This window comes from Lacticaseibacillus zeae DSM 20178 = KCTC 3804 (genome assembly GCF_000260435.1).
In the GTDB taxonomy this organism is placed as follows: domain Bacteria; phylum Bacillota; class Bacilli; order Lactobacillales; family Lactobacillaceae; genus Lacticaseibacillus; species Lacticaseibacillus zeae.
The window spans coordinates 47167-63548 of the sequence record NZ_BACQ01000036.1 but is presented as its reverse complement, the minus strand read 5'-3'; the positions used below and the strand labels follow the sequence as shown (position 1 = coordinate 63548).

Here is a 16382-nt window from a genome sequence, read left to right as displayed (position 1 = left end):
AGACCTAAATACCATTCAGGAGAAGAAAAGTTGGACTCGAAAGTACATTACAAACGCTACAAAAGCGGTAAGTTCTGGATAACCGCACTGATCTCAGTCTCGTTTGGCATCATCGGCAGCTTAGCCGTTCCGCAGCTTTGCGAAGCCGTTCCCGTTTACGCAACTTCAATAACAGATGTTTCAATTAAGGTTGGACCCAATGAGTTTGCCCAGTATTTTAAACTCAGTGGTTCAGCCTCTTTTTATCCCAAAGATTCAAAGACCCAAGTGCAACTCACGCCTAATTTCAACGACAAAGCTGGGGCGGTTGCATTAAATACTAAAATCGATATGAGTCAGAGCTTCACACTTAAAGGGCGCCTTTACCTGGGAGACAACCCCGATGGTGCCGATGGGGTTGCTTTTGGATTTGCCGATACAAACCCCGGCGTTCTTGGTCGTGTCGGTAACGCTTTTGGCCTTGGCGGACTTAAAAATGCATTCGGGGTCAAATTTGACGTGTATTATAACGGCGAACGCAGAGATGGTGCCTTGCCGGATGCTTATCGCGCCAACCAAATGAATGTCATTTACACAGATCCTAACCAAGGTGATGAAGTAACCAGTGTCGAAGGCGGTGAAGGTGTCACACACGCCAAGATACAGGGTGCAAATGGTCAATATTCCGAGCTGATTGTCAGCTATGATGGCGACAACCAGATCATGACGGTGACAGGAAGCGGTGCAACCATTAAATTCAATGCATCCCGCTATATCAAGAATGATCAACTGTCGATGTTTATCTCTGGTTCGACTGGGGGCAAAACCAATCAGCATCTATTTGATTTTGAGTCATTCACCTTTACCCCGGGACTAGACACAGTCAAAGAAAACCTAACAAATGATCTAACAACCACAATCACTGCGCCCAAAAATGCCATTAATCAGGACCCCACATTAACGACTGCGCAACGCCAGCAATTATGCGACGCGATTGATCAGGCGCTTCAGGACGGTAAGTTCCAGATTGATCAAACGACTAAAACCGGCGATGCCATCGCGGCGTTTGATACGGCAAAAGCCAAAATTAACGATATTCACAAGCCCGGTCCGTCACTGGCCGATCAAAAGGCAACCCAAAAGCAGGCGTTAAAAGCCAAACGCGATCAGATTGCCGATGTGAGTTATAAAGATTATGCGTTAACGATGGCTGAAACGAAGCAACAAACACTCGCTGCTGATCAGGCCTTGGCAGACGCAACAGCGGCGGTTGATGCGGCCAGCGATGCAAACGGCATTAGTCGGGCTGCGGAAAACGGTTTGAAAAAAATTGCTGCGGCCTATCAACCAGGCGTGCCTTTAGTTGACCAGAAAACTGCCCAAAAGAAAGCACTCGCAAATGCAGCAGCTAGCGCTAAGCAAACCATTCAAAATGACCCGACTTTGACAACTACACAGAGGAAAAAGCAATTCGGCCTAGTTGACAATGCTGTGACTGATGGTGAAACCGCCATTGATGCCGCCAATACTGCCGACAAAATCAACAAAGCCCTTGCTGTCGGAAAAACCAGCGTCAATCAAGTGCATCAATCCGGCGTACCCCTAGCCGACCAAAAAGCCGCTCAGAAGCAAACATTGAAAACCAAGCGCGATGAAATCGCCAAGGCTAGCACTAAAGATCTGACGTTAACGATTCAAGAAACAAACGATCAAATTGCCCAAGCCGACAAAGCACTATCAGCGGCTAATACTGCCATTGATGCCGCGACCGAAGCAGATGTCGTCAATCAAGCGGCCGCAGATGGGCTGCAACAGATTACCGCTGCTTATCAACCGGGAGCTCCTTTAGCTGACCAAAAGGCGGCGCAGAAAAAAGCGCTAAAAACCGAACGCGACCGAATTGCGGATGTGAGTTATAACGATTATGCACTAACGCTTGCGGAAACGAAGCAACAAACCAGTGTTGCCGATCAAGCATTAGCCGATGCCAGTGCGGCCGTTGATGCAGCAGCAAGCGCAGATGCGATCAACAAAGCGGCGGCAAGTGGGTTGAAGCAAATCGCTGCTGCCTATCAACCTGGCGTTCCCTTAGCAGACCAAAGAGTCAGGAAAAAGCAAGCATTGGCAGACACAGCTACCAAAGCCAAGCAATTCATTCAAAGTGATCGAACTTTGACAACTGCCGAAAAGAAGACCCAACTTGCTGGCGTTGATACCAAGTTGGCAGATGGCGAAGCTGCCATCGACGCAGCCAATACTGCTGATAAAATCAACAAAGCCGAAGCAACCAGTGCGTCTGCTATTTTAAATGTTCATCAACGCGGAACCGACCTCGCCGACCAAAAAACCGCCCGAAAACAGGCATTGAAAACCGAGCGTGATAAGATTGCGGACATCAGCTTTAAAGACTTGACGTTAACGATGGCCGAAACCACCCGCCAAACGGATACGGCTGATCAGGCATTGGCAACTGCCGAAACGGCTATTGATGCTGCCAATGATGCGGATGGTATCGCACAAGCAGCCGATGACGGCTTACAAAAAATCACAGCGGCCTACCAACCTGGCATCCCGTTAGCCGATCAAAGAGCCGCACAGAAAAAAATGCTGGCAACCGAAGCCGCCAACGCGAAGCAAACGATTCAAGCCGATCCGACTTTGACAACCGCAGAAAAACAAACCCAACTTGCGAACGTCGATACCACTCTGGCAGACGGTGAAGCGAGCATTGATGCAGTCGGTAATGCCGACAAGATCAACAAAGCTTCGGCAGCTGCCAAAGCTAAGATCAACAAAGTCCCTCAATCCGGGATTGCCGTTGCCGATCAAAAAACGGCGCAGAAACAGGCATTGCAAGCCAAGCGCGATAAAATCACTGATGTCATCAATCAGGATCTAACGCTAACAAGTGACGCCATGAAGCACCAGATTAGCCAAGCTGATCAGGCTTTTTCTGATGCCACTGCGGCCATTGATACAGCTGCCGATGCGGATACCATCAATCAAGCCGCCGAGAATGGCTTAAAGACGATTGCCGCAGCCTATCAACCAGGCGCGCCTTTAGCTGACCAAAAAACTACGCAGAAACAGGCGCTAAAAGCTGAACGCGATCGGATCGCCGATGTCAGCAACAAAGACCTCACATTAACTATGACCGAAACGAATCACCAAATCAGTATCGCCGATCAAGCATTGACAGATGCCAGCACAATCGTTGATGCTGCGGCGAGTGCTGACGCAATCAATCAAGCAACTGCAGACGGCCTCCAAAAAATTGCCGCGGCCTATCAACCCGGCGTTCCGTTGGCCGACCAAAAAACTGCGCAAAAAAAGGCATTGGCAAACGCCGCCGTCAATATTAAGCAAGCTATTCAAAACGACCCAACGTTGACAACCGCGCAAAAGGCCCAGCAAGCCACCAACGTTGACACCGCCTTGGCTGATAGTGAAACCGCGGTTGATGCAGCGAAAACAGCCGATGCCATCAACAAGGCCGTGGCCGCTGGCAAAACGACGATCAGCAATGCACACCAATCCGGCACTGCCATCACCGATCAAAAAGCGGCGCAGAAGCAGGCGCTGACCGTTAAACATGCTGAAATTACTGATGTTATCAACAAAGATCGCACGTTAACGAACAAAGAAATGAAGCGCCAACTAAGCCACGCTGATCAGATGCTAACGGATGCCACAGCAGCAATTGATGCTGCTGTCGATGCAGATGCCATTAACCAAGTGACTGATAGTGGACGCAAAAAGATTACTTTCGCTCATCAACCGGGCACGCCACTGGCTGATCAAAAAGCGGCGCAAAAGAAGATGCTGGTCAATGCAACCGATAAAACCAAACAAAGTCTTCAAAATGACCCGACCTTGACCGCAACGCAAAAACAACAACAGCTTACTAACCTCGACGCTGCCCTAGCTACTGGCGAAGCCAACATTGACGCTGCAACCAGCGCTGATACTATCAACACAGCTGCAGCGGCGGGTCAGGCCAACATCGCCAATGCCCACCAATCTGGAGCTGCCATTGCTGCTCAGCAAGCACACCAAAAACAAGCCTTACGAACCAAACAAGCGGACGTGATCGATCGCATCATCCACGATCCAACATTGACAGCCACGGAAAAGAAAACTCAGACCGCGCTCGTTGATCAGGCTCTTTTAACTGGCAAGCATGCCATTGACGCGGCGGTGACCGCTGATGCAATCCAGCAAGCCGCCACCGTCAGTCAGGATAACATCGACAAAGCCCATCAATCCGGGGCGGCAATCGATGATCAGAAAGCGGCGCAAAAGACCCAGCTTACTACCCATGCCAAGCAAATTGAACAAGCCATCAAAGATGCGCCTACTTTGACCACTGCCGAAAAGTCTACCCAACTTGACGCAGTTGCCAAAGCCTTAACGAGCGGACTGAGCACCATCGATGCTGCCATCACCGCCGACCAGATCAACGCTGCGACCGCGACTGGCAAGAACAACATCGCAGCAGCGTATCAAGTCGGCCTCCCTTTGAATACTCAAAAAGACGACAAAAAGAAGCAGCTCAACGACACCGTCACCCAAGCGGGACAAACCATCCAGGCTGACGTGACGTTGACGTCTGCTGAAAAGCAGCACCAACTCGACAAGGTTGCCCGTGCCGCCAAAACGGTTGGCGATGCAATCGATAGCGCTAAAACCGCGGATGCTATCAACGCCGCTTTTGACACTGGCAAAGTTAATATTGAAAAGATCCACCAATCCGGCACGCCGTTAGCTGATCAAAAAAATGCCCAAAAACAGGCACTTGCTAATGAACTCGCCAAGGTTAAGCAAGCCATTCAAGCCGATCCAACCTTAACCACTGCCGATAAACAGCAGCAAAGCGATCATGCAGAAGCAGCTAAAACGACAGCTGCAACTGCCATTAACAATGCCAAGTCCGCCGACACGATCAACGCCGCGTTTGACGCCGGCAAAGCCAACCTAGTCACCACTCACCAACCCGGCGCCGCAATTGCCGATCAGCAGGCAGCCAAAAAGCAGGCACTGGATCGTGAGCTCGCCAAAATCAAGCAAGCCATTCAGCATGACCCGACCCTAACTGCTGCCGAAAAACAGCAGCAAACCGCCGCAGCTGATAACGCCGGCAAAATCGCGACAACAAGCCTCAATGCTGCCACAACAGCCGACACAATCAGCGCTGCGTTTAACGGTGGCCAAGCTGCCATTAAAAAGACACATCAACCGGGCAAAGCCATGGACGATCAAAAAGCGGCGCAAAAGCAAGCGCTAGATAACGCAGCTGCTAAAGTCATCCAAGCGATCCAAGGCGACGCCACGTTAACGGCTGCCCAAAAGCAGCAACAAACCAATGCCGCGTCCAAGGCCGCACAAACAACGGCAGCTACCATTGACGCGGCAAAATCCGCTGATGATATCAAGGCAGCGTTCGTTGCAGGCCAAGCCACCGTCACCAAGGTTCATCAATCTGGCAGCCCGATCGCCGCGCAACAAGCCACCCATAAGCAAACATTAGATCATGAAGCGACCAACACGCGTCAAGCCATTCAGCATGATGCCACATTAACGGCTGCTGAAAAAAAGCAGCAAGCCGCGGCAGTTACCACGGCCAATAAAGCTGCCCAAGCTAACATTGATGCCGCCAAAACCGCTGATGATATTAACAACACGTTTACCACCGGCAAGACGGCCATTGCCCAAGCCCATCAACCCGGTAAACCCGTAGCTGACCAAAAAACAGCCAGCAAGCACTCACTAGCCAGTGAGGTTCTTAAAATTACCCAAATCATTCAAAACGACCCAACCTTGACGGCTACCGAGAAAAGCCAGCAAGCCAACGCCGCTGCCAAAGCCGGAGAAACGGCCAAAACGACCATTGAGGCGGCCAAAACTGCTGATGACATCAATACCGCATTTGCTGCTGGCAAAATGGCCATCGCCAAGACTCATCAACCTGGTACCGCCATCGCCGATCAACAGGCCGCTCAAATCCAAGCGTTGGCTCAGGCAGCCGCCAAAACTGCGCAGGCCATTCAAGCAGATCCTACTTTGACAACTGCAGAAAAGCACCAGCAGACTGCTGCAGTCGCCAATGCTCAGAAAACGGCGCAAACCACCATCACTGGCGCCAAAACCGCCGATGCGATCAATGCAGCAACCGTTACTGGCCGCACCGCCATCAACAATGCCCATCAAATCGGCACTGCGATTGACCAGCAGCAAACCACCCAGATGCAGGCACTCGCTGATAAAGCCGCAACTATCAAAAAAGCCATTCAAGCAGACGTCACCCTCACAGCTGTGGAAAAACGCCATCAAACAGCGGCAATCAATCAGATTGAAAAGAAAGCGCAGGCCGCCATCAAGGTCGCAACCACCGCGGACGAAATCAACACTGCCGTTACAACCGGAACAGCCGCTGCAGCCAAGGTACATCAAAGTGGACCTTCCATTGACGAGCAAAGGACAGCCCAAAAGAAGGCCATCAGTGTCGTAGCTTCTAAAGTCAAAAAGACCATTCAAGCTGATTCGACACTAACCACATCGGAGAAGCAGCAGCAGCTGACGGCTGTCGACAAAGCGGTGGCAACGGCTCTTTTTGCTATCAATGCTGCCAAGTCAGCAGATACCACCAATGCCGCTTTTGCTGCCGGCAAGGTTGCGATCACCAATAGTTACCAGACTGGCACCCCGCTCGCCGATCAGAAAACGGCCATGAAACGACTGCTGGTTTCAAAGGTGGATCGCATCAAACGAAGTATCGAAAACGACGCCACCTTAACGATGGTGGACAAACGGCAACAAACCGCGGCTGTTGACAATATTGATCACGTCATTGAAGCCATTCTCACTACTGCCGCTACAGCCGATGCCGTGCACACAGCAACCACCGCCGGTATAACCAACTGCACTAACGCCTATCAAGCTGGTCTCTCTCTTACCGATCAAAAAGTACAACGCAAACGAGAGCTAGACGCTGTGACAGCAAAAGCCGTTCAGACCATCCAAGCCGACGTTACTTTAACCATAACGGAGAAAAAAGCACAAACCGACGATGTTAATAAGGTTACTCAAATAGCCGTAGCAGCCATCGACGCAGCAAGGAAAGCCGACGCCATCAACGCAGCTTTTGCGATCGGTAAAATCGGTATTAACAGCACGCACCGAGTTGGCCAGCCGTTGGAGAGCCAAAAGACGCATCAAAAGCAAGCAGTAGCAAATGCCGCGACTAACGCTGAGCAAACCATCCAAAGCGACCCAACGCTAACGGCCGCAGATAAACAGCAGCAAATTGCGGCTGTTGGCGAGGCAGCAAAGCTTGCTGCAACTGCGATTGATTCAGCCACCTCTGCCGACACGATCAAAACTGCAGCCACTGCTGGCATCATTGCCATCAACAATGTCCACCAAACAGGCACGCCAATCGCCGATCAAAAAGCGGCACAACAACCGGCGCCTGATGAGGCTACGGTTCCCATAGATTATCAGATCATTAAAGGTGATACTGTGCTAATGGTCACAGAGAAATCAGAGCAACTCAATGCTATTGACCAAACTACCGAACAAGCTGAAACTGCTATCGACACAACACTGGCAGCTGATACCATCAACAAATCGCTAGCCACTAGTGAAACAACTATGGATCAGCTGCATCAGCTAAGTACTTCATCAATTTTCCAAGAAGCTCCCCAAGAAAAAGTGACACAGTCTGACCACGATCAAGTCACTGAACGGATCACATACGATACTGCCTTGACCCATCAATCCCGGACTTCTACCAAAATCACGCTCACTAGTCAGCAGCTGTCAGACAAACCCTTAGCTGACAAACAGCGCAAACCTGCAGAAACACTTGATATTGAAACAGAAGCTGAAAAGGAGCAAATCAAAACTAGTCTGGTGCTGATAAGCATACAAAAGGATACAGAAGAATACCAAATCGATCGCGAACAGCCGGACCAAAAAACTGACATCACCAAAAGCACCGAGCACCATAAAACTGAGAGTGAAACCGGCAAAGCGCGTATCCATTCGAAGCTTAAACGGCTCCCTGTTCAAGAAGCACCAGAACTCGTTAATTCCACCAAACCAACAAACCAAGCCACTTACCTACCACAAACCGGCGACAACAAGTCCCAAGGATTAGCAGTTCTGGGTGCCCTAATCCTAGGCATTGTGGGCGTGACAACCTTTGGCAAAAAACGCAAACCTATGTAAATTCACCTCACAGCAGTTGCATGAAAGTGGCCGGCATTTTCACACAAACAAAATAAGCCTTCAATCGGAACTGGCAACAGTTCGCGATTGAGGGCTTGTTTGCAATATTTCTCCGGCAACCTCTCCTTATCACCGATGCCGCCATCCTCCTCGGTGTCACTGTTGTCGGTGCCTTAATCCCCACCGTCATCTCCGCCAACGTGCCACTTGTTTTCAAAACCGGCAAAGTCGTTTTGAAGGCGCAGGCGGTATTCAACCAAATCATGCCGTCGCTGGTTCCTGTCGCGTTAGTTGCGTTAAGTTACTGGCTGCTTGGCAAGAAAAAAATGAACTCGACGCGTCTTATTGTTTTGGTATTAATTCTCGGTATCGTTTTAGGTGCTTTCGGGATTATTGGCAAGGTATAAATTCTCCCTCTAAGCGGCCAAAAAAACGATGGGTTTATAAAAACGATTCTGAGCATTTCGGTTAGATAGCCGTAATGATCAGAGTCGTTTTTTTGTGTACTGGTCGCAAATATATTAATAATTACAACTCTTGTTTTTATAGTTAACTAACATTTTCCCTATTTTAATAAGGAAACATAATATATTAGTATTAATAAAACGACTATCAATTAACCAAGTACACATGTTTTACCGTTTATAGTACTATTTTAGACCTATTTTTGATGCAAATTACTTTACCAGAAAAAGTAAAACATGATACTCTTCTTGTGAGAACGTGAATAGATGAGCACTGTCCTTCGCTTTAAACAAGGAGAAGAAAAATGGAAAGAAAAGTGCACTACAAAAGCTACAAGAGCGGCAAATTTTGGGTTGCCGCCCTCATTTCAGTGTCGCTCGGAACGGTTGGGGATATCACCATTCCACAATTTTTTGAGGCTGTACCGGTCTATGCGGATTCCAGTCCGACTGACGTTACAGTCAAGATCGATCCTGCCAAATTTGGAACCTATTTTAAATTGGACGGATCAGCATCACTACTTGCAACCCCCCCCAGACGGTCAACCAGCACGAGGTCTCCAAGTCGAGTTGACACCTAACTTGGGAGCTAAGACTGGAATTGTTTCACTACGAACCAAAATCGATATGACCCAAAGTTTTACGCTCAAAGGGCGTCTTTACTTAGGTGAGAATGAATTTGGTGCAGATGGGGTCGCTTTTGGTTTTGCGGACACTACTCCAGGAAAATATGGGTATGCTGGCAACGCATTCGGTATAGGGGGAATAGCCAGATCATTCGGTGTCAAATTCGATGAATATTATAATGGCACTGGGGACATCCATGCCGGTGCAGACCTTGGAACTAAAAACGACTATCCTCAGATGCGCCTTGTTCAAACCACTGACGATCAGTGGGGCACAGTCTTGAGTGTGGATGGGAAAAAGGGAGTAGCCTATGAAACCATCCCCAACCCAGATGGCAATTTTTTTGACCTCGTGATCATTTATAATGGCGATACTAAGCAAATGACAGTAACGTACGACAAAAAGACCATTTCGTTCAATGCAAAGGAGTACATCAAAAACGAACAGTTAGCCTTGTTTCTCACTGGCTCAACTGGTGGCTCGTTCAATCAACATGTGTTCGATTTTGAATCATTTGAATACACCCCAGGGCTAAACGCAGTCAAATCTGACCTTAAAAACAGATTGCTCACTGAAGCAAACACTCAAAAAGCAGCAGTTAACGCTGATCCAACGTTAACAACTGGCGATCGTAAGATTCAAACAGACAAAATTGATGTTGCTCTCAAAACAGGACAAGATGCGATCGACGCTGCAACCAAGACACCTGATGCGATTAACGCTTTTGATACCAACAAGCCCCTCATCCAGGCTATACACACGCCCGGTCAACCACTAGCGGATCGAAAAGCGGACAGAAAGACAAAGTTGCAGGCCGAGCATGACAAAATCGTAGCTGACATCAACAAAGATCCAACTTTAACCTCTGCAGAAAAGACTCAGCAAATCCAAAATGCTGATGCAGCGTTAATCGATGCCAACACAAAAGTTGATGCTGCTACTGATGCGGATAATGTTGACTCAGCATTTTCGAATGGAAAAGCTGCGATTGATGCCGCCCATAAGCCAGGTGCTACTCTTGATGCGCAACGAACCGCTAAAAAGGCAGTACTAGATACCGAGGCAGCGACAGTAAAAAAAGCCATTCAAGACGACGCCACCCTAACCTCAGCCGAAAAGAAAACACAGTCAGACGCCGTTGATAAGGCCTTGACCGATGCCAAATCCGCCATCGACAAGGCTACAACAGCTGACACGATCAACGCCGCTGCGGATACTGGTTTAGCCAATATTAGAAATGCGCACAAATCGGGTCCGTCCTTGGCTGACCAGCGCACCATCCAAAAGCAGGCGTTAAAAGCTAAACACGATCAGGTTGTCAATGACATTACCCTAGATCCAACATTGACGGCGGTCGAGAAGAAAACGCAGATCACTAAAGCGGATCAGGCCCTCACCGATGGCAATGCCGCTATTGACACTGCCGCCACAGCTGATGCGATCAACCAGGCAGCGACTGTTAGCCAAGCAAACATCGACAATGCGCATAAAGTCGGAAAACCGCTCGAGGATCAAAAAAACGCGCAGAGGCAACGGCTGAACAATGAAGCAGCTGCGGTTAAGAAAAAGATTCAAGACGATGTCACGTTGACAACCGCGGAAAAAAACCAACAAACCGCTAACGTTGATAAAGCACTGACAGAAGGTTTAAACGCCGTCAATGACGCGACCACCGCTGACAGCATCATTGCAGCCGGCGATGACGGAATTGCTGCTATTGATAAGGTCTATCAAACCGGCACACCCCTTGATGACCAAAAAACCGCCAAGAAAACGGCGATTGATAACGCGGCCGCTATTGCCAAAAAAGCCATTCAAGACGATCCAACCTTAACCACGGCTGAAAAGCAACAGCAACTCACCGTGGTTGACAAAGCGGTCACAGACGGTAAAAAAGCTATCGACGCCGCTACCAATGCGGATGACGTCAACAAAGCTGCCGATACGGCGATCACCACCATTAATCAGGCCCATCAGCCGGGTAAATCCATCGAAGACCAAAAAGACGCCAAGAAGACGGCCATTGATAAAGCTGCTACCGATGCCAAAAAAGCCATTCAAGACGACCCAACCTTAACGATGGCTGAAAAGCAACAGCAAAACGATGCCGTTGATAAAGCTGCTGACGCCGGTAAAAAGGCTGTCGACGTCGCTACCAACGCGGATGACATCAACACGACAGGTGACACCGCGATCACCAATATCGGCAAAATCCACCAGCCTGGGAAATCCATCGATGAACAAAAGGACGCAAAGAAAACGGAACTTGACAATGAAGCTGCCAAGATCAAAACCACGATTCAAGGCGACCCGACGTTGACCACCGATGAAAAGAACAAACAGCTTGGTGCAGTTGACAAAGCCCTCGACGCCGGTAAGAAAGCAATTGATGCCGCCACCAATGCCGATGACATCAACACGGCCACTGACACTGCTAAAACCAACATTGACAATGCCTATCAACCTGGCACTTCAATTGACGACCAGAAAAAGGCACAGAAAGAAGCACTCAAAAAAGAAGCCCAGACCGTCAAAGAGGCCATTCAAAATGACCCGACTTTGACGACGGTCGAAAAGCAACAGCAGACCGACAACGTTGATAACGCACTAAAAGACGCTGAAGCTGCCATTGATAAGGCCACGACCGCTGACGAGATCAACACCGCCACTGCCACCGGTAAAACCAACATCGACAACGCCCACAAGCCGGGTACCTCGCTTGATGACCAAAAGGCTGATCAAAAGAAGAAACTTGAGGAAGAAGCTGCTGCCGTCAAAAAAGCCATTCAGGATGACCCAACTTTGACGACTGCTCAGAAGCAGCAGCAGACGGACAATGTTGATAAGGCTTTAAAGGATGCAAAAGATGCGATTGACGCCGCCAAAGATGCCGACAGCATCAACCAGGCATTTTCTGATGGCAAAACCGCCATTGATGCGACCCACCAGCCTGGCCAAAAGCTCGAAGACCAAAAGGCTGCGCAAAAGAAAGCTCTTGAAGACGAAGCTGCCGCTGTCAAAAAAGCCATTCAGGATGACCCAACCCTGACAACGGTTGAAAAACAACAACAAACAGCAGACGTTGACAAGGCGCTAAAGGATGCTGAAGATACGATTGATGCCGCGACGAATGCGGATGGCGTCAACCAGGCATTTTCTGATGGCAAAACCACCATTGACGCGGCCCACCAACCTGGCCAAACGCTCGACGATCAAAAAGCAGCCCAAAAGAAGGCGCTTGAAGACGAAGCCGCCACAGTCAAAAAGGCGATTCAAGACGACCCGACGTTGACAACGGCCGAGAAGCAGCAACAGACCGACAATGTCGACAAAGCGTTGAAGAATGGAACAGCGGCCATTACCAATGCTATGAATGCTGACGAAATCAATCAAGCCTTCAATACCGGCAAAACCAACATCGACAATGCTCACCAGCCAGGCACCTCAATTGATGACCAAAAAGCCAATCAAAAGAAGGCCCTGGATGATATCGCAACCAGCGTCAAGAAAGCGATTCAAGACGACCCAACCTTAACGACGGCTGAAAAGCAGCAGCAAACCGCCAATGTCGACCAAGCACTCAAAGATGCTAAAGACGCGATTGATGCGGCCAAAGATGCCGACAGCATCAACCAGGCATTTTCACACGGTAAGACAACGATCGAAAACGCCCATCAGCCGGGGCAAACACTTGATGACCAAAAGAATGATCAAAAGAAGGCCCTGGATGACGAAGCTACTAAGATTAAACAAGCCATTCAAGACGACCCTACCCTGACGACTGCTGAGAAAAACCAGCAAATTGCCGAGGTCGATAAAGCGGTCAAGGATGGCAAAGACACGATTGACGCCGGAACAAACGCTGACGAGATCAACAAGGCATTCACGGATGCCAAGAATAACATTGACCAAGCCCACAAACCTGGCACGGCTGTCGATGATCAAAAGGATGCCCAGAAGAAGCTGCTTGATGATGAAGCAACTAAAGTCAAGCAAGCCATTCAAGATGATCCAACTTTGACGACTGCCGAAAAGCAGCAGCAAACCGATAATGTCGACAAAGCGCTCAAGGATGGCAAAGCGGCCATTGATGCGGCCAAGAATGCGGACGAAATCAATCAAGCTTTCGACACCGGCAAAACCAACATCGACAACGCCCATCAACCGGGTGCAAGTATCGATGATCAGAAAGCCGCCCAGAAGAAGTCGCTGGCCGATGAAGCTGCCAAGGTTAAACAAGCAATTCAAGACGACCCGACGCTCACCACCGCTGAAAAGCAGCAGCAAAGCGACAATGTGGACAAGGCGCTCAAAGATGGCGAAGCTGCCATTGATGCGGCCAAGAATGCGGACGAAATCAATCAAGCTTTCGATACCGGCAAAGTGAACATTGACAACGCTCACCAACCGGGTACCAGTCTCGATGATCAAAAGGCCGCCCAGAAGAAGTCACTGGCCGATGAAGCTGCCAAGGTTAAAAAGGAAATCCAAGACGATCCGACCCTAACCACAGCGGAGAAGAATCAGCAAACTGCCAATGTTGACCAAGCGCTCAAAGATGGTGAAGCGTCCATTGACGCCGCTAAGAACGCCGATGAAGTCAATGACGCCTTCAACACGGGTAAGATCAATATCGATAATGCCCATCAACCAGGCAAAACGATTGACGAACAACAAACCCTCCAGAAGAAGTCGTTGAACGACGAGGCCGCCAAGGTGACCCAGGAAATTCAAAACGACCCAACTTTGACAACTGCTGAAAAGCAAAAGCAGATACAGGATGTTGCTGACGCTCTCAAAGCTGGCGAGGCTGCTACCACCGCTGATGAAGTCAACCAGGCCTTTAACACCGGCAAAATCAACATCGACAATGCTCACAAGCCAGGCACAGCAGTCAATGACCAAAAAGAAGCCCAGAAGAAGTCACTTGCTGAAGAAGCAGCCAAAGTTAAACAAGCGATTCAAGATGATCCAACCTTGACCACAGCGGAGAAGAACCAGCAAACTGCCAACGTTGACCAGGCGTTCAAAGATGGTGAAGCCGTCATTGACGCTGCCACCAATGCCGATGACATCAACAAGGCGTTTGAGACCGGCAAAATCAACATTGACAACGCTCATCAACCGGGTAAGTCTATCAATGATCAAAAGAATGCCCAAAAGAAGCTGCTGGATGAGGAAGCTGCCAAAGTTAAGCAGGACATTCTAAATGATCCGACGCTGACGGCCGTGGAGAAACAGCAACAAACAGAAAACGTCGACAAGGCACTCAAAGATGGCAACGCCGCGATTGACGCTGCCACCAATGCTGATGACATCAACCAGGCCTTTGGCACCGGCAAAACCAACATCGACAACGCCCATCAGCCAGGCACAAGTCTCGATGGCCAAAAAGAAGCCCAAAAGAAGTCACTGGCCGATGAAGCCGCTAAAGTTAAGCAGGAAATCCAAGATGACGCAACGCTCACAACCGCGGAAAAACAACAGCAGTCAGAAAATGTTGATAAAGCCCTCAAGGATGGCGAAGCGGCAATTGATGCGGCAACGAACGCCGATGACATCAACAAAGCGTTTGGCACTGGCAAAATCAACATCGACAACGCCCACCAGCCAGGCACCGCTGTGAGCGATCAGCAATCCGCTCGGAAGAAAGCCCTTGATGAGGAAGCTGCCAAAGTTAAACAGGCGATCCTTGACGACCCAACACTCACGACCGCTGAAAAGCAGCAACAAACTGCCGATGTTGACAAGGCTCTCAAAGACGGCAAGGCAGCCATTGATGCGGCGACGAACGCTGATGACATCAACAAAGCGTTTGATACCGGCAAAACCAACATCGACAACGCCCATCAACCAGGCAAAACGATCGATGAACAAAAAGCCGCGCAGAAGCAGTCACTTAATGAAGAAGCCGCTAAAGTTAAGCAGGACATTCAAAATGATCCGACGCTGACCGCCGCGGAAAAGAAGCAGCAAACCGAAAACGTCGATAAGGCACTCAAAGATGGCACTGCTGCCATTGATGCCGCCACCAATGCCGATGAAGCGAACCAAGCGTTTGCTACCGGCAAGATCAATATCGACAAGGCGCACCAACCGGGCAAAACGCTTGACGATCAAAAGACGGCCCAGAAGCAATCCCTAGCCGATGAAGCCGCCAAAGTTAAAGAGGAAATTCAAGCCGACCCGACCCTGACGACAGCCGAAAAGCAGCAGCAGTCAGAAAATGTTGATAAAGCGCTTGTCGACGGTCAAAAGGCAATCGATCAAGCCCAGGATGCCGACAGCGTCAATACGGCATTTGCAACCGGCAAAGCTAACATCGACGCCCAGCATCAACCTGGCAAATCGTTGGCAGATCAACGCTTGGCAGCAGCCGCCGAAATTGACAAAGAAGCGGCCAAAGTCAAACAGCAAATCGACAACGACCCACTGCTGACCGATACACAGAAGGCCGAGCAAAAAGCCAACGTGGATCGCGAAGCAGCACTGGCGAAGGAAGCATTGGCGCAAGCAACTGATGCGGAGGCTGTAAATGCCGCACTTGCTGATGGCATCAAGAAAATTGATGCCCAGTACGTACCAGGCAAAACACCAGCACCCGCACCCGATCCAGCACCAGGACCGATGACGGTTGACCCACGCCCGACGCCGACCAAGCCACTGTCAACCACGCAAACACCAACCTCCCCATTGCCGCGAACCGGCGACAAACCAGCAACCGGCTTAGCTGCCCTGGGTGCCTTCATCCTAAGCATGTTCGGCTTCGCGCTGACCGGTAAAAAACGCAAACGTTCTTAAGAAAAGTCAGGTAACCTGAAAATCCTCCGTAAGTAACGCAACAAGCCCCCTGATCGAGATGCCGTATCGGCGCTCGACCAGAGGGCTTGTTTTATTCCAAGGTAACTACCTCAATCACTCGACAAACGGCACGTTAGCAACGTACGAAATATGTATGCCTCGCCTACTGGCCATTATAGTGAATGGCTGCAAATTTTCGCAACAACTCTGAAAACTTTACATCGCCTATTATCCAAATTCTTGTAGCTATTTTATAGCAACTCAGTTAATCAGTATTCAATT

At 49.5% G+C, this 16382-nt stretch carries 3 protein-coding genes and 1 pseudogene; all 4 read left to right on the top strand.

The genetic code is table 11. From position 1 onward, the window contains the following. Nucleotides 1–30: 30 nt before the first annotated feature. The 4 genes and pseudogenes from GSO_RS17775 (at nt 31) to GSO_RS15775 (ending at nt 16100) form a co-directional block, all read left to right on the top strand. Nucleotides 31–8208: a DUF1542 domain-containing protein gene (locus GSO_RS17775; protein ID WP_010490869.1), complete on the top strand. Its 8178-nt coding sequence runs from the start codon at nt 31–33 to the stop codon at nt 8206–8208. Between the two features lie 128 nt (nt 8209–8336). Continuing rightward, nucleotides 8337–8615: pseudogene (locus GSO_RS07895) on the top strand (PTS system mannose/fructose/sorbose family transporter subunit IID); the annotation flags it as partial. A gap of 362 nt (nt 8616–8977) precedes the next feature. Continuing rightward, nucleotides 8978–9253: a KxYKxGKxW signal peptide domain-containing protein gene (locus tag GSO_RS18370; protein ID WP_010490866.1), complete on the top strand. Its 276-nt coding sequence runs from the start codon at nt 8978–8980 to the stop codon at nt 9251–9253. Nucleotide 9254: 1 nt separating this feature from the next. Next, nucleotides 9255–16100, top strand: coding sequence for a DUF1542 domain-containing protein (locus tag GSO_RS15775; RefSeq protein ID WP_052308268.1), 6846 nt, complete (start codon nt 9255–9257; stop codon nt 16098–16100). The last annotated feature ends 282 nt before the right edge of the window (nt 16101–16382 follow it).